The 18,684-nt window shown below is 36.9% G+C and carries 18 protein-coding genes and 1 riboswitch; of the genes, 3 read left to right on the top strand and 15 right to left on the bottom strand.

The features are described from left to right. Positions 1 to 27: 27 nt before the first annotated feature. Entirely contained in the window at positions 28 to 1,314 is a 1,287-nt protein-coding gene (locus tag NSQ74_RS06215; protein ID WP_340822154.1) for an SEL1-like repeat protein, read from the bottom strand. A gap of 73 nt (positions 1,315 to 1,387) precedes the next feature. Next, on the bottom strand, positions 1,388 to 2,401 hold the full coding sequence (locus tag NSQ74_RS06210; protein ID WP_340822153.1) for a YdcF family protein: 1,014 nt from the start codon (positions 2,399 to 2,401) through the stop codon (positions 1,388 to 1,390). Positions 2,402 to 2,587: 186 nt separating this feature from the next. Between NSQ74_RS06210 and NSQ74_RS06205 the strand changes: the two genes are divergently transcribed. Both NSQ74_RS06205 and NSQ74_RS06200 read left to right on the top strand, forming a co-directional pair. Beyond that, positions 2,588 to 3,061, top strand: coding sequence for a hypothetical protein (locus NSQ74_RS06205; RefSeq protein WP_340822152.1), 474 nt, complete (start codon positions 2,588 to 2,590; stop codon positions 3,059 to 3,061). Then, the gene (locus NSQ74_RS06200) at positions 3,049 to 3,336 is read left to right on the top strand and encodes a DUF2653 family protein (RefSeq protein WP_340822151.1); all 288 of its coding nucleotides are present in this window, start codon (positions 3,049 to 3,051) and stop codon (positions 3,334 to 3,336) included. Before NSQ74_RS06205 ends, NSQ74_RS06200 begins: the two co-directional genes overlap by 13 nt. A gap of 133 nt (positions 3,337 to 3,469) precedes the next feature. Here NSQ74_RS06200 and NSQ74_RS06195 read toward each other — a convergent pair whose 3' ends face one another. From NSQ74_RS06195 to NSQ74_RS06175, 5 genes are all read right to left on the bottom strand, one after another. After that, positions 3,470 to 5,089, bottom strand: coding sequence for an S-layer homology domain-containing protein (locus NSQ74_RS06195; protein ID WP_340822149.1), 1,620 nt, complete (start codon positions 5,087 to 5,089; stop codon positions 3,470 to 3,472). 113 nt (positions 5,090 to 5,202) lie between these two features. Further along, complete coding sequence (locus NSQ74_RS06190) at positions 5,203 to 6,372, bottom strand: endonuclease Q family protein (RefSeq protein ID WP_340822148.1); 1,170 nt, start codon at positions 6,370 to 6,372, stop codon at positions 5,203 to 5,205. A gap of 68 nt (positions 6,373 to 6,440) precedes the next feature. Further along, on the bottom strand, positions 6,441 to 6,611 hold the full coding sequence (locus NSQ74_RS06185) for a hypothetical protein (protein WP_340822147.1): 171 nt from the start codon (positions 6,609 to 6,611) through the stop codon (positions 6,441 to 6,443). Positions 6,612 to 7,307: 696 nt separating this feature from the next. Further along, positions 7,308 to 8,090 carry a heme ABC transporter ATP-binding protein gene (locus NSQ74_RS06180; RefSeq protein ID WP_340822146.1) on the bottom strand — a complete coding sequence of 261 codons (783 nt, stop codon included), beginning with the start codon at positions 8,088 to 8,090 and terminating at the stop codon, positions 7,308 to 7,310. Positions 8,091 to 8,094: 4 nt separating this feature from the next. Next, positions 8,095 to 9,141, bottom strand: a complete 1,047-nt coding sequence (locus NSQ74_RS06175; RefSeq protein WP_340822144.1) for a FecCD family ABC transporter permease — start codon at positions 9,139 to 9,141, stop codon at positions 8,095 to 8,097. A gap of 148 nt (positions 9,142 to 9,289) precedes the next feature. Then, positions 9,290 to 9,482, bottom strand: a riboswitch (cobalamin riboswitch). A 177-nt stretch (positions 9,483 to 9,659) separates the two neighbouring features. Between NSQ74_RS06175 and NSQ74_RS06170 the strand changes: the two genes are divergently transcribed. Next, positions 9,660 to 10,241: a YdhK family protein gene (locus NSQ74_RS06170; RefSeq protein ID WP_340822143.1), complete on the top strand. Its 582-nt coding sequence runs from the start codon at positions 9,660 to 9,662 to the stop codon at positions 10,239 to 10,241. Between the two features lie 37 nt (positions 10,242 to 10,278). Here the strand turns inward: NSQ74_RS06170 and NSQ74_RS06165 are convergent, their stop codons facing one another. From NSQ74_RS06165 to NSQ74_RS06130, 8 genes are all read right to left on the bottom strand, one after another. After that, positions 10,279 to 10,962, bottom strand: a complete 684-nt coding sequence (locus NSQ74_RS06165) for a response regulator transcription factor (protein ID WP_340822142.1) — start codon at positions 10,960 to 10,962, stop codon at positions 10,279 to 10,281. 6 nt (positions 10,963 to 10,968) lie between these two features. Beyond that, entirely contained in the window at positions 10,969 to 12,333 is a 1,365-nt protein-coding gene (locus NSQ74_RS06160; protein ID WP_340822141.1) for a sensor histidine kinase, read from the bottom strand. Between the two features lie 599 nt (positions 12,334 to 12,932). Further along, a complete protein-coding gene (locus NSQ74_RS06155; RefSeq protein ID WP_340822139.1) occupies positions 12,933 to 13,475 on the bottom strand; it encodes an NADPH-dependent FMN reductase in 543 nt (180 codons plus the stop codon). 63 nt (positions 13,476 to 13,538) lie between these two features. Beyond that, positions 13,539 to 14,156: a nitroreductase family protein gene (locus tag NSQ74_RS06150; RefSeq protein WP_340822138.1), complete on the bottom strand. Its 618-nt coding sequence runs from the start codon at positions 14,154 to 14,156 to the stop codon at positions 13,539 to 13,541. 65 nt (positions 14,157 to 14,221) lie between these two features. Continuing rightward, positions 14,222 to 15,205 carry a ring-cleaving dioxygenase gene (locus NSQ74_RS06145; protein WP_340822137.1) on the bottom strand — a complete coding sequence of 328 codons (984 nt, stop codon included), beginning with the start codon at positions 15,203 to 15,205 and terminating at the stop codon, positions 14,222 to 14,224. A 51-nt stretch (positions 15,206 to 15,256) separates the two neighbouring features. Then, on the bottom strand, positions 15,257 to 15,691 hold the full coding sequence (locus NSQ74_RS06140; protein WP_340822136.1) for a MarR family winged helix-turn-helix transcriptional regulator: 435 nt from the start codon (positions 15,689 to 15,691) through the stop codon (positions 15,257 to 15,259). Positions 15,692 to 15,862: 171 nt separating this feature from the next. Further along, a complete protein-coding gene (locus NSQ74_RS06135) occupies positions 15,863 to 16,333 on the bottom strand; it encodes a YusW family protein (RefSeq protein ID WP_340822134.1) in 471 nt (156 codons plus the stop codon). Between the two features lie 128 nt (positions 16,334 to 16,461). After that, complete coding sequence (locus NSQ74_RS06130; RefSeq protein WP_340822133.1) at positions 16,462 to 18,684, bottom strand: YcdB/YcdC domain-containing protein; 2,223 nt, start codon at positions 18,682 to 18,684, stop codon at positions 16,462 to 16,464.

Raw genomic sequence — 18,684 nt, 5'->3', positions numbered from 1 at the left:
TAATTCCAGTATAACAACAGTCGGAATTTACAAATTATCTAACTCCTCAAGTAATTGAGACGCTTCTTCAATCCCTGCTTCTGCAGCAAGTCCATACCATTTCTTTGCCTCTTTAATATTTCGTGGTATACCTTCACCTTTATTGTAAATGTGGCCAAGTTGTAATTTTGCTTCAGGATCTCCTTGAAGTGCCGCTTGCTTGAACCAATGAATACCTTTTTCAATATTGCGGATTCCCGTTAACCCCTTGCTCCAAATAAAGCCCAAATCATAAAATGCATCTACATGATATTGTTCAGCAGCTCTTTCAAACCAATATAAACCTCGATTTACATCACGAGTTTGCCCTAAATGACCTTCTAAATAGATTCCACCAAGCCTGTATTCCGCTTCAACATAGCCTGCCTCAGCCGCTTTTTTATAGAAGTTAAATGCCTGCTGTTCATCTATCGCAATCCCTAGCCCTTGCTCATGCATAATACCTAATGTAAACATTGCCTCAGCCACACCTTGTGTTGCGGCAACATCAAACCATTTCTTTGCAAGTACCATATTTTCTTGTACACTTTCCCCATTAAAATACATATCAGCTAAGTTATTGGCTGCATCTGCATGCCCTTGATTTGCAGCAGCTTCATACAATTGGAATGCCCGATCATAATTCTCGTCTACACCAATACCTTCAAAATAATAGTTAGCAAGTGCATATTGAGCATTTGCACTACCTTGTTTTGCTGCTAGTTCAAACCATTTTATCGATTTTTCGGGCTGGAAAGGTGTATCATCGTTTGTACTATAATATTCTCCTAGCTCAAACTGGGCATCTGCATCTTGTTCTTCAATTGCTGCTTTGTATAAATCAATGATTTCTTCATGATCTAAATCTTCTTCTTCAAATAGTTCGACCGCTTCGTCCTGTTTCATAACATACCATTCCAGTATATCGAGAACATCATCCACAACTTCTGTTGTATAAGCTAACTTCTCTAAAGAAGTAATTTGCCATATTAAAATATAAATAGGGAGTGGTATTGCCTCACGCAATAAGTCATCGTATTCTGCTAACAGTGTTAAAACATTATCTTGTACTGTTTGTGTTTGCTCTGGATGTACAATTTGCAAGTGACGTTGTTGTTTTTTTCTTAACAATCCTTGAATAACTTGATATAGCATTTTTTGCAAGGTCGTCAGTTGTACTTCATCCAAATTGAGTAAAGATAAATTTTGTGCAAACCATGTATTCTGTATATGTGTTAGCTGTTGTAAGGACTCCGTTCGTTCCTTATTTTGCTTTGCTAAAAATTGCCCATACATTTGTTTTCCCCCCTTGCACACTATGTAAAAAAACTGCCTTGCTACTATTATATGGAAGGCAGTTCAAGAATGGTTACACATATGCTCTTAACATGAGTCCTATTAATAATGTAATGACGAAAAAGACCGTTACATGTACCCATTTATACATTTCTAATAAACCGATAAATTCCCGAGTAAAAGCGTTAGGTATATAATACAACGCTGTTTTAGAACCTACACCTTGTGCATCTAGCTTTGCCCTTCTAGCATAAATGCTTGCGCGAAATACGTGGAAGTTATTCGTAACAAAAAGGGAACGATATTTCCTTCCTTGCGCATGCGCATCCATAGTTGCTTTTGAGAAAGCCATATTCTGTTCTGTATTTGTTGATCTATCTTCCATCAATATTTTGCGATGCGGTATTTGGTATTCATCTATTATATATGTTTCCATCGCAAATGCTTCTGAAACTTTTTCATCACTTCCACGCCCACCCGAGACGATAATAAAGGGACGTTCCCCATATTTTTTATATTGCTTAACAGCTTCATCTAAACGACTTGCTAGCAGAGGGGGAACTTTGTCACCGATAAGGCCCGATCCGAGCACAATAATATAACGAGGCTCGTATGTTATCGGTGTAAAATGATAAATAATAGCGTAGACCATCACACTTGTATATAAAAATACTGTATAAGCAAAAATCAAAAATGCATAAAAGAAAAGAATATGCCAAAATCCATTTTCGATATTTGTAAAAAATATAAAGACATATCCAATCATCATTAATAGGAAAGCCAATCCAAATACAGCTAATAATAAATTTCGAATTCTTCGTCCTTCTTTTTCAAGTAGGATTTTGCTATTGAAAAACATCGCGATAGATAATAACAACATTATACTAGGGATAATACCAAACAACGTCATTATGCCCATCTTGGACACAATGCCTTGTTCGTTAATGAATAATGCATAACGTGTTGTTATTCCTACAAATAAATTCAAGCCTATTAATCCTAAAACTACAGCATTAAAGAATCGCCTTTTTTCCGTAATATATAGCATTAAAAATACTGAAATCAATAATGTCATTGTTGGTAGCATTACATTTACCCCTTTCCTTCCTTACTATTCCCCATTCAGCAGTATATTGACACTACTTGTTCATATATTGCAAATTTCCTAAATTACAGGTAGTGAATATTTTATTTTTCACTATAGTTCATGTAAAATTACTATTAAGAACTAGTTTATGACAAAATATAAAATTATATTGGAGGAATGTAAGTAATGAAAAAAATTATTGCTGCTCTTTTCGCAGCGACACTTATGTTTGCGTCAGTTGGTGCAACATTATTAATTTCGGACACACCGACTGCTGAAGCGAAATCTTATAAGTCAGGTAAAAAAGGCTTCTCAAACAATAACAATAGTTCAAATATCCAAAAATCTCAGGATAAATCTAAAGACCAAAATAATGCTACAACAAATAAAAATAATACTACGTCTACAAACAAAACAGATACTACTGCGAAAAAAGGCGGCTTTTTCTCTGGTGGCCTAATGAAAGGCTTAATGCTAGGTGGTTTAGCAGGTCTATTATTCGGTAGTCTATTTAGTGGTCTAGGAATGCTTGGTAATATTTTAGGCTTATTAATCAACGTTGCTGCAATTGTTGTTATTGTGATGCTTGTCGTTAAAATTATCAATATGTTTAAAGATAAAAAACGTAAAGAACAGGAAGCTACACAATGGCACAAATAATTAACGAACAAGATATTATCAATGCGATTTGCCTATCACAGGCATATCATAAAAATCTTCGCCCAGAAGATGTACTTGTTGAGTTAACTTATGAAGATGAAACAGGCTTCGGCGCAGAAGTTGAAACAAATGGTCAAATGGAAGTTTTAAATACTGCCGCTATGATTGGCGCTCTACGTGTATGGATAAAAGACGTTCTACACCAAGACCCTTTCTCAACAGGTATTGAGCTAATATTAGATGATGAAGAAGGCATTATTGCCAAACTATCATAGTTCTTAACAAAAAGAATAGCCGTTCAATAAATCTTACAGTCGATTTATTGAACGGCTTTTTTGTAGGATTCATGGCCGTAAATCTCAACTATATTGGCGACATTACATTACCCTCACGAACACTTACTGCTGATTATTTCAATAGCTCACTAAAGTTAACAAAGATTTTAGCTGCATGACTACGCTTTGTTGCTGCTTCTGGAGAAAATTTTCCCTCACTCCCTATTACAATACCAAGCTCATATAGCATTGTGATAGCATTTTTCGTCTCTTCATTATAGCTATCTATATCCGTAAAGGGTGTACTACTTTTCGCAACATATGCTTGATTGAGCTGCTGATTATATGCGCGGTTAATCATTAATGCTAATTGCGCACGTGTAATTGGCTGACTCGGATTAAACTTGCCATCAGACCCTTTAATAAGCCCATGGGCGTAAGCTGCTGCAATTTCTGCTTGTGTTTCTGCATCGTAGCTTGCAATATCTATGAATGGAGCTTTGTCTTTCGTTGTTAAACCTAAACTTCTAACGAGCATTGCCGCTGCTTGGGCACGTGTTATATTTTGTTCAGGTCTAAATGTTCCATCCGCATAGCCCTTCAAAATGCCTGTTTCAGCTGCTTTTTGAATAAACTCCGTTGCCCAATGATTTTTTATATCTAGAAATTGTACTTTACTACCTGTTGTAAATGTTGCAGTTGGACTTTGAACACTTTCATTACCAGCCGCATCTAACGCTTTTATAGCAACTGTATAAGCAGTATTTTCTGTTAAACTATCGAGCGTTATCGTCATTTGATCAGCGTTAACTGTAGAGTAGAGCTTATTATTTACATAAACATTGTATTTCGTAACACCCTCATTATCTGTTGCTGCTTGCCAATTTACCTTTGCCGCTGTACTACTTTCAACATTGACTTGGATTGCAGAAGAGGCATCCCATAATGGGCTTGCTTTAATAATTGGTAAAAATGCTTGATTTGCTACAGCTAGATAGCCTGCTTCACTTAAATGAATGTTTTCTGGATTTGGTAAATAAGTTGGCACATCTTTAGCCACAACGTCGAAAGTCGGCACAAATATTGCACCTGCTTTTTCGGCAGTTGTTTTAATAGAAGCATTCATAATTCCTAATAGCATTTTAAATTGTGTCTGCAGCTCTTCGCTATAATATGGGAAAGAATTATAGTAGCCCATAACATAAATTTGCACTTGCGGATTCAGCTTTTTAATTTCCGCTAAAATGGCGGCTATATTACTTATCGCTTCTTGCGATGTTTTTAAAATGGCCGCAGTATCTATACCAGTTGTTGTTGCTTCTTTTAAAATAGGCAATAAATCGTTCGCACCAGCAGTTAACGTAACTAGCTCCGCTTCCTGAATCGACGCTCTAAGCTTTGCACGATCATTTGTATAACCAAACCCAGTCACAGGTTTTTCTACGTCACCTTGTAAGTCTGCCAACACATTTTTCGTTGTATAGCCTGAATAGGCAAAGCCTTTATTATAAGATGTTAACAAACCCGCTTGTTGCAATGCCTGTGCAACAAAATCTGTATAACCAAGACCTATTGCTCCAACCTCATTCATGCCATGTGCCAATGAATCACCTAGCGCCACATAATCAGCTTGTACGACCCAGCTTGGCGCAATGTCATCTTGCTTATTCTCTGCACTTGCTCCTACAGGGACTATTAACTGTAAAGCTAGTACACTAGCAGCTAAAAAACGAAATTTCTTTGAAAATTGCATATTCCCACTCCTCCTGCACATCTAATAATTTCTAGTTTACTAGATTGAGGATAAAAATGGGAACATTAATAGTAAATACCTAAAATCGCCCTATATTCACCTAAAGATTTACCCTATTCAGATTGGACCTTTCCGTAGACGCCTCCTCCACCAACTGCAATATTTAATTGTCCTGTTCTAGCTAAATCAATCATCTTTGCTATTTTAAGTGGCACAATTTCTGCAAGCTGCTCGGTTGTAATACGATGTAAAATTGTCATTTCAGTTCCAAATGCGTGAAGTAATCTTTCCATCATTTTCGGACCTAAACCTGGTATAAAATCAAGTGGTACTTGATGAATATACGGTGGTCTCTCACGTTCAGCACTATTCAAATCAGATAGTTCCATAATTCGAGTCGCAACGCCTTTCACGATTTGTGAACTTCCACACGACCTGCAAATTGTATCCCCATCGTTTAACTGCTTACCACATTTAGCGCATACTGTTTGATGGTATTTGCCAAGCAATGGGTTTAACCCATAATTAGCTATTACGCCTCGCCCATCCTGTTCATGGAGTGCCATCTTTAATTCGGTAAAATTAGCTGCCTTTAATCGTAGTTTTTGATATTCACGTGCAATTTTGCCAAGCGAATGAGCATCCGAATTAGTCACAAATGTATACCGCTGAATTTCCCATATATTTTTTACCATATTGGTATCAGAGCTTAAACCAAGTTCTATAGCATCTATAAGCTGTGGATCAAACACTTCAGTTAAACTGTGGTGAACGCCTCTTCCAAATAAACTTTTAAATGGTGTAAAAACATGCGCTGGAATAAAAAGACCCCCTAATTCTCGAACTTTTTGTTGCAGCGCTTGTCCATCACAATAAATACGCTGTGAACTTAAATGAATGTTTTTCATAAAGCCTCTCATCCAAACCGAAAAATCTTCCATCACTGCGATAGTAGGAAAATAAGCTAGCACATGAATTGGGCCATGACAGTTGCTATCATAAATCTCAATTTCCGAGCCTGGAATAAGCGTAGTTTCTTGAAACCGAAGGCCCCCTTCCGATAACTCTTCTAGTTCACCGCGTTTTATCATCATCTCCATCTCAGCAAGTACTTCTGGCGAATGACAATCAATAATGCCGATTATATCAAGCCCTTTTTTTGCACTAGTCATCTCTAAAATTCGCGATAATGTTAAAGTTTTACTTCCCGTAATCTTCACTGCTCGCCCACTCATTGTTCGTCCAATGTGAATATGTAAATCCGTATAATAGTCCTGAAACATGTATACAGCTCCTTTTGTTCGATTATAAAATGAAAAAACCTTACATTGTTGCAAGGCGTTTTCATTATTTAAGATGGATGGTTTTGATTTGTACTATTATCAGTGTCGTATGAACCTGAACCTTGATTTGGTGTTGCCGCTGCATCATAAGCAACTAAAGTAACACCAATTTTCTTTTCTAGCTCATTAATTTTTTCTAGCTGTGTGTGATCTAATTGTGCAAATTTAATCTCTTCCATATTCGTCACGCATCCTTTCAAAAGTAACGTTCCCCGAATATCTCACAACTATACAAAAATTAAACCGCAAAAATCTTCTGAATTGTTTTGGTGACTGGCATTAGCATAGACCCTAACAAAAGCATCAGACTTCCTATATCATAAAAATCCACTTCGCTTTCCGGCGAGCACATTGTAAGCCGCAACCGTCGCTGCGCGCCGCTTGTTGCGTCTTACGTTACGTGCGTTCCCGCAGGAGTCTACGTGGATTTTTACTTGGTTAACCATAAAATTCAATACTTACACAGTAAATTATTTGTGTGACTGGTGCTCCGCATATACACCTAACAAAAGCATCAGACTTCCTATATCATAAAAATCCACTTCGCTTTCCGGCGGGTACATTGTCAGCCGCAACCGTCGCTGCGCGCCGTTTGTTGCGTCTTACGTTACGTGCGTTCCCGCAGGAGTCTGCGTGGATTTTTACTTGGTTAACCATAAAATTCAATACTTACACAGTAAATTATTTGTGTGACTGGTGCTCCGCATATACACCTAACAAATATCAGACTTCCTATATCATAAAAATCCACTTCGCTTTCCGCGGGCACATTGTAAGCAGCAGGAGTGTGCGTGGATTTTTACTTGGTTATTTATAAATACCCTACTTGCAATGCTTTATGCAAATTGTATCAGAATTGTTTGAGTGACTGGCACTTATGTAGTTTTTGTGAATTGTTCAGATACATATGTTAAATACGGTTTGCCTGTCAGTGGATGTGTTTGAATATCGGCGTATACTCCAAAAACATCACGAAGCAGTTTAGGCGTTAACACTTCTTCTGGTGTGCCGTAATGAACAATACTACCTTGTTGTAAAACATAAATTTGATCACAGTACATAGCAGCCATATTCAAATCATGTAAGGCAGCGACAACAGTCAAATGCAATGTTTGAATTAAGTCCATTAATTGTAATTGATGCTGAATGTCTAAATGATTAGTAGGCTCATCTAAAATAAGCACTTGCGCCTGTTGTGCTAGTGCACGTGCAACCATCACTCTCTTTTTTTCTCCTCCAGAAAGGGAACTAAAGCTGCGTGTTTCTAAATGGGCAATACCCGTTTGAGACAATGCCTCTTTCACTATTTTAAAGTCTTCCTTATCGTCCATTTCAAAAAGCTTCTTATGTGGCGTTCTTCCCATGCTCACCAAATCTTTTACATTAAAGTCGAATAACACAGGTGTTTCCTGACTAACTACGGCTAAATTTTTTGCAATCGCTCTACTTGATTGCTGAAAAATATCTTCCTCATTCAATAATACTGTTCCACTTTCGGGCTTTAATAACCGATACATATTTTTCAATAGTGTCGACTTTCCACTACCATTAGGACCAATTAAACCGACAAATTGCTTTTCCTTTATTTGAATGCTTACTTCTTTTAATATGCGCTGATCATGAATGGAGAATGATACATGCTTCGCCTCTAATGTCATACCTTTAATCTCCTTCACCAAATGAATAATTGTTACGGCGTAGTAGCCAAATGAAAAATGGACCGCCACAAAAGGCAGTAATGATTCCAATTGGCATTTCTTCTGGAGCTATTATCACGCGGGCAATCGCATCTGCCCAAACTAAGAAAATCCCTCCTAATAATGCGCTAATAGGGATAACATATTTATAATTAGACCCTACTATTAATCGCACGATATGCGGAATTATTAAACCAACAAACCCAATGGAGCCACTTACCGCAACGAGCACACCTGTTAGTAATGATACGAGTAGTATCAATTGAATTCGAAATTGTTGAAGATTAACACCTAATGTGACCGCCGCTTCTTCCCCAAGTAGTAATAAATTTAAATTTCGATAATGTAGCCATAACAAACCAAAAACGATGAAAAAGATAATAGCTGGAATGAATAAATTACTCCATTTTGCGCCCGCAAGACTTCCAAGCATCCAATACATAACGGCTTTTATACCGCCCTCTTCCTTAGACATCATTAACATAAAATTTGAAGTAGCAGATAATATAAACGATACAGCCATTCCTGCTAGCAACAAACGGAAAATAGAAATACGTCCCCCTACACGTGACAAGAAAAATACCAACACAATTGCTATAAAGGAGCCTAGAAAAGCAGCTACTGAAAGGGCGTAAATACCTAAAAATGAAAAAGCGCCTAAAATGATGACAGCCGTGGCACCAACTGTCGCACCTGAAGAAATACCTAAAATATATGGATCTGCAATAGAATTACGGACAAGTGCTTGCACAGCTGCTCCAGCAATAGCTAAACCTGCTCCAACAATGGCTGCAAGCATGACACGTGGGACACGTATTTGCCATATAATAATTTCTTGTGAGCGGCTCCAATCAGGCTCTATCGTATTTGAGAAAATAGGAATTTTCGAGAAAATAACCTTCCATACATGTAGCGGTGTAATTGACACTGAGCCAATCATAATAGCAACCGTCATTGAAGCAATCAGTACTAAAAGAAGGGTCAATGAAAATAGCATAAATTTTTTATTCATTTGCTTATTAACTCCTTATCAATCTTGATAAATACGAAGCAATAAAAAAGGGTATTCTACGCACGAATGCATAGAAATACCCTAGGTTAAACAAAGTTGGAGAAGTATCCATCAATTGTCCGTAATTGCTTGCATCCTCGTGGGCATTACAGGTATGAACTAATTGGCAGGTCTCCTGGCTTCGATTCAACGTTACTATGATTGCCTTCCCATTCTAAAAACAGTGGCTACTACATCATAGAACTCCTCGTTACAGTTGCGGGACAGCGTCGGACTTACACCGACTTCCCTTTTAAGTGGCACTTGTTAACAAGCGTCACACCATTAGTTTCTGAAATTTTAAAATTATGACGATTCTATCATACATAATTATCGTAGTCTATAGCTTCTTTCATCTAGGAATCAATCTTTCCTCTTTTCAACTTCATACAAATGGATTTTGCACAAAACCTAATCCATAATTTCTGCACATTTACTTGTTACATTAAAGACAAATAAATAGTAAGGAGGAAATTCATATGGTATTAAAAAGAAATTTTTTCCTAGGCTTTATAGCAGCAATGGCTTTACTAATATTATCAGCTTGCTCTGACGATGCAGCGAAGACGGACTCTGCTAATGGTGACGCAATGGACCATAGTGCAGAAACAGGCCATGGAGAAGAGATGAATCATTCCAGCTCGGGTGAAGTTCCATCCACTTTAAAAACTGCTAAAAACCCTAAATTCCCTGTAGGCAGTACTGCTATTATTAAGGAAGGACATATGTCTGGGATGGCAGGCGCCGAAGCAACGATTGTTGGGGCATATGATACAACTGCCTATATTATCTCCTATGAACCGACTACTGGTGGAAAGAAAATAGAAAATCATAAATGGGTAATACATGAGGAATTAATAGATCCAGGTGTTGCCCCATTGTCTCCAGGCACTGAAGTCAAAACAGATGCTGCACATATGAAAGGCATGGAAAATGCTACTGTTCGCATTGATGACGCAGTACAAACGACCGTTTATATGATTGATTTTCCATTAACAACTACTGGTGAAGAAATGAAAAATCATAAATGGGTTACAGATAGTGAACTAACGTCAAAATAAAAACGAAACACCCTCTGCCATCAGAGGGTGTTTGTAATTACTTTTTGTCAGCAAGCTTATGCCATTTATAGCCGATTCCCCACACTGTCTGTAAGTAATCATCAACAGGAAAGCCACTTTTCCTTAGTTTTTCCCGTAAATTGCGGACATGCGAATCAATTGTTCGGTCTTCAATAGTACCGTTATATCCCCAAACTGTATTAATTAAATGCTCTCTTGAGAAAACTTTATTTTGATATTCAAGAAACAGCGCTAACATCGAAAATTCTTTCGGCGTTAAAACAATAGCTTCTTGTTGAAAAGACAATTCAATAGATTCTTTATTTAATCGTAGCCCTTCAAAAAAAATGATAGTTTCTTCAGTTTTTGTTCTTCTTAATACAGCATGTATGCGTGCTACTAACTCTTCCTCGTCAAAAGGCTTTAAAATGTAGTCGTCTGCTCCCAAATTTAAGCCTTTTATAATATCAGCCTGTTCCGCTTTTGCTGTTAGCATAATGACCGGTACATCCCAAAACTTCCTTATTTCCTGACAAGCTTGCCAACCATCCATATCTGGCATCATAATATCTAACAGCACTAAATCTACATGATTTTCTTCTAAATAGTCTAAAGCATCTCTAACTGATGACATCGCTATGCAATGAAAAGAAGGCTCTAAATAAAGCGTTAGTAACTCCAGCATCCTTGGTTCATCGTCAATTAATAATAATGTTTTCATTTGTTCCTACCCCTTAAATAATAATTCAAAAGTAGTCCCTTTGTTTTCCTCACTAACAACGGTTACTTCCCCTCCGTGTGCATGGACAAGCTCTCTAACAATAGCAAGACCTAATCCCATACCTCCATGTGCACGTGCACGAGATTTTTCAACCCTATAAAAACGTTCAAAAATATAAGGTAATTCCTTCTTCGGAATCCCCTTTCCAGTATCTTTAACAATGATTTTTAGTAAGTTATTTTGCCTTTTTACTATAAAAAAAGTAGAATCTCCAGATGAACAATAAGTTAATGCATTATTTAACAGATTCAAAATAATTTGCTCTAGCCTTACTGAATCGGCCATTAATGTTAATCCCTTTTCACATTGAACAAACAAGTGTATCTCTTTTTCCTGAAAAGCAGGTCTTAGCTTTACTTCGATACTTGCCACTAATTCATCCAATTGAAGACGTTCTTTGTTAATTACAAATGCGTTTTCATCCATTTTTGCTAAATCAAATAAGTCTTTAATTAACGTTGAGAGCCGATTCATTTCTTCAATAATAATGCCTAAATATTTTTGGCGATCCTGCTCCGTTAAATCTCGCTTGTAAAGAATATCTGAATAGCCTTTTATAAAGGTAATAGGTGTTCTTAGCTCATGCGCAATACTTGCTAAAAACTCCTTTCTTTCCTCTCTTAAATGATTTAAATCATCGGATAACTGTTGTATGGCATTCGCAAGATCGCTTAATTCATCTTTGCCATTAGTCGAAAGGGCGACAGTAAAATCTCCTTTATTCATTTTCAACGTCGCTTCCTTCATAGCCATTAATGGTTGGGCTAATTTTCGAGATAACACAATAATGACGGCGATCGTCACCAATGCCGAAACGAGGCCGACAATTAGAAAATGTTTGTTTAGTCGTTCCATTAACGCATGGATGGAATCTGTATTTTGAAACATAAACACATAGCCAACAGTCTTTTGCTGTTTAAGAATAGGACTAATCGTTGCAATATATTTTTCATCCTGCCAATTTTTCTCTAATACCTGACCACTATAAGGCACCCTACCCTTGAGCTTCTTTAAATAAACGTGTATTTCAGGGTGTGAAGATGAAGCAGCTAAAATTGTTCCAACATTATCTGTGATGACAACGTCTGTATTTTCTCTTGATTCCATTAATAATATATGTGATAACGTCTCCTCATCGAAATTTTGCTCTAATATCGTTCGATGTGAATTACCAGTTGTCTGCAAGTTTATTAATTCTTCTTCAACACGCGAGTTAGTCAAAGAAACATGTAAAAAAAACATCATAAATGTTTCTATACAAAACAATGTAATAAAAAAGATTATTCCAAGCTTTAATGAAAGTTTTTTCATGCCTTAACCACCTATATTTCAAAATGATAACGTGTAAGTGTGAAGATTTTATGCAGAAGAAAGATACTTTTATAAATATTATAAAATAAAGACTTCACGCCCACTAATTTTTCATCATCATATGGCATTTATATATGTAGCAATCATAAAGAAACGTGCCAGGCACCCACACAATTCTGAAAACTCCAAGATGTTTATAACTTAGTAAAAATCCACGTAGACTCCTGCGGGAACGCACGCAATGTAAGACACAACAAGCGGCGCGACAGCGACGGTTGTGGCTTACATCGTGCCCGCGGAAAGCGTAGTGGATTTTTACGATTGAGGAGCCGGAATTATGCTAGGAATATAAAAGAGGTGTCAGGCACACACACAATTCTGAAAACTTCAAGATGTTTATAACTAAGTAAAAATCCACGTAGACTCCTGCGGGAACGCACGTAAAGTAAGACACAACAGGCGGCGCGACAGCGACGGTTGTGGCTTACATCGTGCCCGCGGAAAGCGTAGTGGATTTTTACGATTAAGGAGCCGCTGATACTTGGGTCTTTATAAAAAAGAGCCAATAAGTATGTCGTATACTTATTGGCATCTTTTTATTAAATATATTTTTTAACCCAGTCTAAGAAGTTTTCAATTACTGTATCAAGGAATTTCACAGTACCTTCATCTGTTAAATTGCCTTCAGCATCAAATTTCGTGTGTACAGCACCGATATATACATCATTACCACTAAGTAATGGAGAATTAATTCCAGGTGAGAATAAAATATCACGTAAATGTAATTGTGCTTTAACAGTACCTAAATTACCCATTGATGCTCCCATCATGAACGATGGTTTGCCAACCATTACTTTGTCTACACGAGATAGCCAGTCAATAGCGTTCACCATAACCCCTGGCACAGTTCCATTATATTCTGGTGTTAACCAAAGTACCGCGTCAGCCGCTTTTACTTTTGCTTTAAAATCTAGTACTGTTTGTGGTGCTTCATTTTCGATATCTTGATCATACATTGGTAAATCGCGTAAGCTCAATACTTCTAGTTCAAGCTTTTCTGTATAACGTTTTTGAATAAATTTTGCTAATTGCATATTATAAGATTCTTTACGGATACTACCTACGATTGCTACTACTTTCATGTTGTTTCCTCCTAAATGGTTACTGCCATTAATATTTGTTAAGCTATTTTATTTTATACCGCCCTAATAATAGGTTGCAAATTCTTCAACTGGTTTACGATACCCACGTAAGCGGTGACTACTTTCCTTTTCCTTGCCAATTGTCATCATCAAGACAATCTCATGTGTTGCTGGTACATTGAATAATGCGCGCATTTGCTGTTGATCAAAACCAATCATCGGACATGTATCCCAGCCTCGATTTTTTGCTGCTAACATAAAGAGCATAGCTGAAAGTGATGCGTTACGAATCGCGTCTTCCTTCATAAACTCCTCACCACGTTCTTCGTAAAACTTCGCATTATCATCAATGAGTCCTTCAAGTTCATAGTTTGTAATAATGCCTAGATCAACCATCCCTTGACTAATGTGAGCCGTTTGCTTGTATGCTTCCTTATCGCCTAGTACTAAAATAACTCCGGAAGCTGAATGTACTTTATATTGTCCATATGCAGCCTCGCGAACTCTCTCTTTCAATTCTTGATCTAACACAACGATATATTCTGTATGTTGCAAGTTGAATGCTGAAGGTGCAAGCTTGACGTCCTCTAAAATCGGTCGGATATCCTCCTCCGTCATTACAACACCGTCTATAAAATTATTTGCCGATCGACGTTTATCAATTAACTTTGTAAATTCCATGTTGACGTACTCCAATCATCCATTATGCTTTAGTAAAATTGTGTTCCTTAAGAATAAATGACACCTTACTCATATTCTTTTTCAAATGAAACCGTACTTCTTACAGTATCAATTGGACGAACAAGCCCTTCAATTTGTGCACGTTTAGGCTCTAAGAAAGGCGGTAATGATAGTTTTTCCCCCAATGTTTCATAGGGCTCATCACCCATAAAACCAGGGCCGTCTGTCGCCCATTCAAATAAGATTTGTGGTGCTACACGTGCATATAGCGATTCAAAGAAGTGACGGTTAACATAACCAGATGTATTGAAACCAAAGCCTTCTAATCGTTCTGTCCACTCATTTAAAACAGCACGATCTGCTACGCGAAATGCTGCGTGATGCACAGTACCAAAACCTTGACGAGCTGCTGGCAGGATTGTGTTATATTCCACAACAATTTGTGCACCGTTGCCTCCCTCTCCGACCTCAAATAAGTGGAAGTCTCCTTCAGCTGTAATTTCTGTGAAGAGCATTACTTTTTCTAGCATTTCTTTGAAATAGTCAAAATTCGCAACACGCACAAATATTGGACCTAATCCTGTAATAGCGTATTCTAGTGGGATAGGACCATCTTGCCAAGGTGTACCTGTAGCAACTCCTTTGTTGTTTTCATCAGAAATTAGTTGATACTGCTGATCGTCAAAATCAACAAATGATAATGTTTGCTTGCCGAATTGTTCTTTTATGCCTGTATGTTTGACATTTAAGCGCTCAAATCGTTTTACCCAGTATGCTAATGCTGCATCTGTTGGCACTCGGAATGATGTTTTAGAAATTTCGTTTGTCCCATGTACACCTTTTGGTATGTTTGGGAAGTCAAAGAATGTCATATCTGTTCCAGCACTACCCTTGTCATCTGCAAAAAATAAGTGATATGTTTGAATATCGTCCTGATTTACTGTTTTTTTAACTAAACGCATGCCTAGTACATACGTGAAAAATTTATAATTTTCTTCTGCGCTACTTGTAATAGCAGTTACATGGTGAATTCCTTTTAAATGATTCATATTAAGTTCCTCCTATTTATCTCGAATTCGAGATATATGTTTAAAAAAATTTTATTTATTAATGGCATTAAGACCGACCTTTTTCAAAGCTACATTCATTGTTTCCAACTCCTGTTGGTCTAATACTTCAAAAATTTCATTGATCTTTTGTTCATGGAGTGGAAAAATTCTATCCATTAAGACCTGTCCCTCATCTGTTAACAATGCATAGGTAACACGACGATCTTTAGGACAAGCACGTCGACAAACAAAACCTTTTTGCTCCAGCTTATCAATAACGTACGTAATACTACTACTTGCAATTAAAATTTTCTTACCAATTACTTGAATTGGCTGCTCGCCGTGGTGGTACAAAAAATCCAATACCCCAAATTCAGTCTGGTTTAAATCATATTGAAGCAAATCTTTTTTTGTCGCATCCTGAATTGATTGATAAGCACGGAACATAATCGTAAAAGCTTTTAAACACCGATTTTCTTCCTTCATAAGATGCCCTCTTTCTATTTACCTCGAAATTGAATATCTTTAATTCGAGATAATAATATCACAGATATTCCCTAACAGCAATCATTTTTATTTAAATTAATATTATTAAATAAAAAATCCTTTTCAAAAGCTAAAAAGCCCCTATACAAATTAGTGTATAGGGAGCTTCTATTATTTCAATCGTTTAAATTCTTTTTCTGTTCCATCAGCAAACTCTACTTCTACCTCAATCGATTGATAGTCATCTGTAATATTAAACACTTTAATGACTTGGTCAATTACTTCATCATTCGATGTTGTAGAATCGAAAGTTAGTTGCTTAAATAATGGTTCTAACTTCGTATAAGCCTCATCGCCTTGAATTTTTTCATTATTGCGGTCATCTTCCAATTTAGCCTCTATACCGTTCTTCTTATTTTCATATTCAACCTCATATGATTCTGTTGCTGAATAATCAACGTCCAATGAAAATTCTATAAAGTTAAAGGGCACTTGATCCGTTACATTTTCACCAGCCTGTTGATTAGTGTTTTGCTCTGTTGGAGCATTCGTAGGTACATCCTTTACCTCATCCTTATTACAGCCATAAAGTAATCCAGCTGCTACTGAGAATACTAATAACATTTTATAATTACGCATCATGTTCCACTCCTTTTCTGTTAGTATTCTTCCCTAAAAAATCATGAAATAAACGAAAAAAGATATCTCCTTAAATTAGGAGATACCCTTTTTCTCATCTATTTAGATGGAAAACCGTCAATCAATTCATATTAATAGAAGTAATTGCGACCAGTATTATTTTCATGAATGGCACGAGCTAAGCGAAGTGTTGAAACAGCTAAATCTGCATAACTTACTTTTTCAGTTGCATTAAAGTTGTTTTGTTGTGCATCGATTAAGCCCATTGCACTCGCTAATGCTACGTAACCTGCATATGCTGGATCAATAGAACCTGCATCAGCGAAGTTTAACTTGTAAATGTCGTTATGCTTTGCAGCACTTTCTAAACGTAGTACACGAATAAACCATTCTGCAAGCTCTTGACGAGTCAATGTCGCATCGACAGCAAATTCATCTTCTGGTTGTAAAACGCCCATTCTTACTGCTTGTTCAACTATTGCATATAACGGATGTTTAGGATCAATATTATTAAACGATTGATATGTTTCTTCTTCATTTCCATATCCATAGTAGCCATATGTCAATGATTTAAGAATAATTTTTAACGCTTCACCCTTCGTTATAGCTGTATCAGCATTAAAGCTTGCTGGATCTTTCACTTCCAACACATTTTGTGCTAACAAGTAGTTTAATTCCTCTGCAGCTGTTGGGTGAGAAATTTGCGGTTTATTATTTGAATCATCGGCACTACTTACCCATTTGCCTGTTAGTGCATCAATTTGATTATATATGCTGCCCTCATATGAAGGTGCATACACTAAATCATAATGATTGCTATCTTCTTTATCCTGTTTAGTGTACTGTAACTTCAGCTTTAACGCATCGCTAAATGTTTCCTTTGCCTTATCAGCTGAGACTACCTTACTTACAGATGGCCAGTTATCAATTTTTTGTTGATTAATGTTTAATCCACGTAATGAACCGTCTGTACCGACGCTCACATAAATTTCATCACCAACAACAGGAATTCCGTTTACAATACGCGGGAATGAGAAGCCATATTGGTTGCTATAATTATCATATCCATAATCATCTAACGGTTTTGCATAGTTATGGATATAGGACGGAGCCCACTCTTTTAAGTAGTCAATAGCCTTCGCCAACGCAGCATCTTTCGTAATCTTTTCTGCTTTTTTATCTGTCAGCATGAAATCTCTACTGATGTCATAGTATTGTGTAATTTCACCAGTTGCCTTATTAATTTCAAATGAAGCACCAGAACCACCATTCTCATACATGTACATGTAATTTACAGAGTAAAGTGTTTCACCATTTTCATTTTCTCTTTCATCAACCATATCAATTTGTAGCTTTGCCTTATCAGGGTCCACTTTTAAGAAGGATTTTGCAAATTCCTCTACTTCTTCAACCGTCATACCAGGTTTTCTCGGATTAAGTTGTTCTGAAGATAGCTTTTCAACACCTTTTACTCTTGGTGCTTGTGCCACGAAGCCATTTGCTGTTTGCCATTGTCCTGTTAATGCATGTACACCATAGAAGCTTGATGTTGGCATATACACTAGCTTCACTTCACGCTTATCAGATGGATAGTTATAGTCTAAATAATAACGTAACTCTACAGCAAAGTTATCACGAACTTGTGCTAGAACATCTGCTTCGCTCTTTTTCTGTTCTACACCATCGAACGTTGCCTTTTTAGATACATTTGAATTGCGATATACTTGTACAACTTCTCCATTAGCAAGTACACCAATAGAAATTGTGTGGTTGCTAAGCGTTACACCGTTATGTGTCGGTGCATATGAGAATGAATAAGTAATTGGCTCTGATAATGGGCGAGTGTAATTAAATCCATAATCAAAATCATTTTCTTGTAATTTATAGTTTGCTGTATTCGGGAATTTCTTTAAGAAATCCTGTGCAATTTTTTGTGCGTCATCCTTCGAATATTTAGCAGGATATAGCGCATCTGCCACATTAGCTGGCTGGTAATAGAAGCTTTCAAGCTCTAAATCATCACCCATAAAAGTAATACTACCATACACATCTTTACCATTTACTGTTTTTTGGAAACTCAAATCATAACGGATTGTTTTATCATCGTTATAGTAATGTCCACGCCCCGTATAAAAATCATTATCTGTTAAAAAATTGAACTTTTCTGGGAAAAGCTCACGGAATTTTTTTATAAGTGTACTTTTTGTTACCTTTGTTTCTGTTAAGGCTACTTGAATCTCTATTCTCTCTGGAGAATCCTTAACATTAGCAGAAGCTTGTGCCATTGGAGAAAGTACTCCGACAGAAAATGCAGTAGACGTTAGAATAATCCCCAATTTTTTAAATTTACCCAA

It is taken from the genome of Lysinibacillus sp. FSL W8-0992 (assembly GCF_038008685.1).
Taxonomy (GTDB): Bacteria; Bacillota; Bacilli; order Bacillales_A; family Planococcaceae; genus Lysinibacillus.
Note: the sequence above shows the minus strand (reverse complement) of the source record. Positions and strands in the feature narration are given on the sequence as shown.

Coding starts and splice junctions, on each gene's coding strand:
- NSQ74_RS06215 (WP_340822154.1), bottom strand. CDS start 1,314: ATGTATGGGCAATTTTTAGCAAAGCAAAATAAGGAACGAACGGAGTCC.
- NSQ74_RS06210 (WP_340822153.1), bottom strand. CDS start 2,401: ATGCTACCAACAATGACATTATTGATTTCAGTATTTTTAATGCTATAT.
- NSQ74_RS06205 (WP_340822152.1), top strand. CDS start 2,588: ATGAAAAAAATTATTGCTGCTCTTTTCGCAGCGACACTTATGTTTGCG.
- NSQ74_RS06200 (WP_340822151.1), top strand. CDS start 3,049: ATGGCACAAATAATTAACGAACAAGATATTATCAATGCGATTTGCCTA.
- NSQ74_RS06195 (WP_340822149.1), bottom strand. CDS start 5,089: ATGCAATTTTCAAAGAAATTTCGTTTTTTAGCTGCTAGTGTACTAGCT.
- NSQ74_RS06190 (WP_340822148.1), bottom strand. CDS start 6,372: ATGTTTCAGGACTATTATACGGATTTACATATTCACATTGGACGAACA.
- NSQ74_RS06185 (WP_340822147.1), bottom strand. CDS start 6,611: ATGGAAGAGATTAAATTTGCACAATTAGATCACACACAGCTAGAAAAA.
- NSQ74_RS06180 (WP_340822146.1), bottom strand. CDS start 8,090: ATGACATTAGAGGCGAAGCATGTATCATTCTCCATTCATGATCAGCGC.
- NSQ74_RS06175 (WP_340822144.1), bottom strand. CDS start 9,141: ATGAATAAAAAATTTATGCTATTTTCATTGACCCTTCTTTTAGTACTG.
- NSQ74_RS06170 (WP_340822143.1), top strand. CDS start 9,660: ATGGTATTAAAAAGAAATTTTTTCCTAGGCTTTATAGCAGCAATGGCT.
- NSQ74_RS06165 (WP_340822142.1), bottom strand. CDS start 10,962: ATGAAAACATTATTATTAATTGACGATGAACCAAGGATGCTGGAGTTA.
- NSQ74_RS06160 (WP_340822141.1), bottom strand. CDS start 12,333: ATGAAAAAACTTTCATTAAAGCTTGGAATAATCTTTTTTATTACATTG.
- NSQ74_RS06155 (WP_340822139.1), bottom strand. CDS start 13,475: ATGAAAGTAGTAGCAATCGTAGGTAGTATCCGTAAAGAATCTTATAAT.
- NSQ74_RS06150 (WP_340822138.1), bottom strand. CDS start 14,156: ATGGAATTTACAAAGTTAATTGATAAACGTCGATCGGCAAATAATTTT.
- NSQ74_RS06145 (WP_340822137.1), bottom strand. CDS start 15,205: ATGAATCATTTAAAAGGAATTCACCATGTAACTGCTATTACAAGTAGC.
- NSQ74_RS06140 (WP_340822136.1), bottom strand. CDS start 15,691: ATGAAGGAAGAAAATCGGTGTTTAAAAGCTTTTACGATTATGTTCCGT.
- NSQ74_RS06135 (WP_340822134.1), bottom strand. CDS start 16,333: ATGATGCGTAATTATAAAATGTTATTAGTATTCTCAGTAGCAGCTGGA.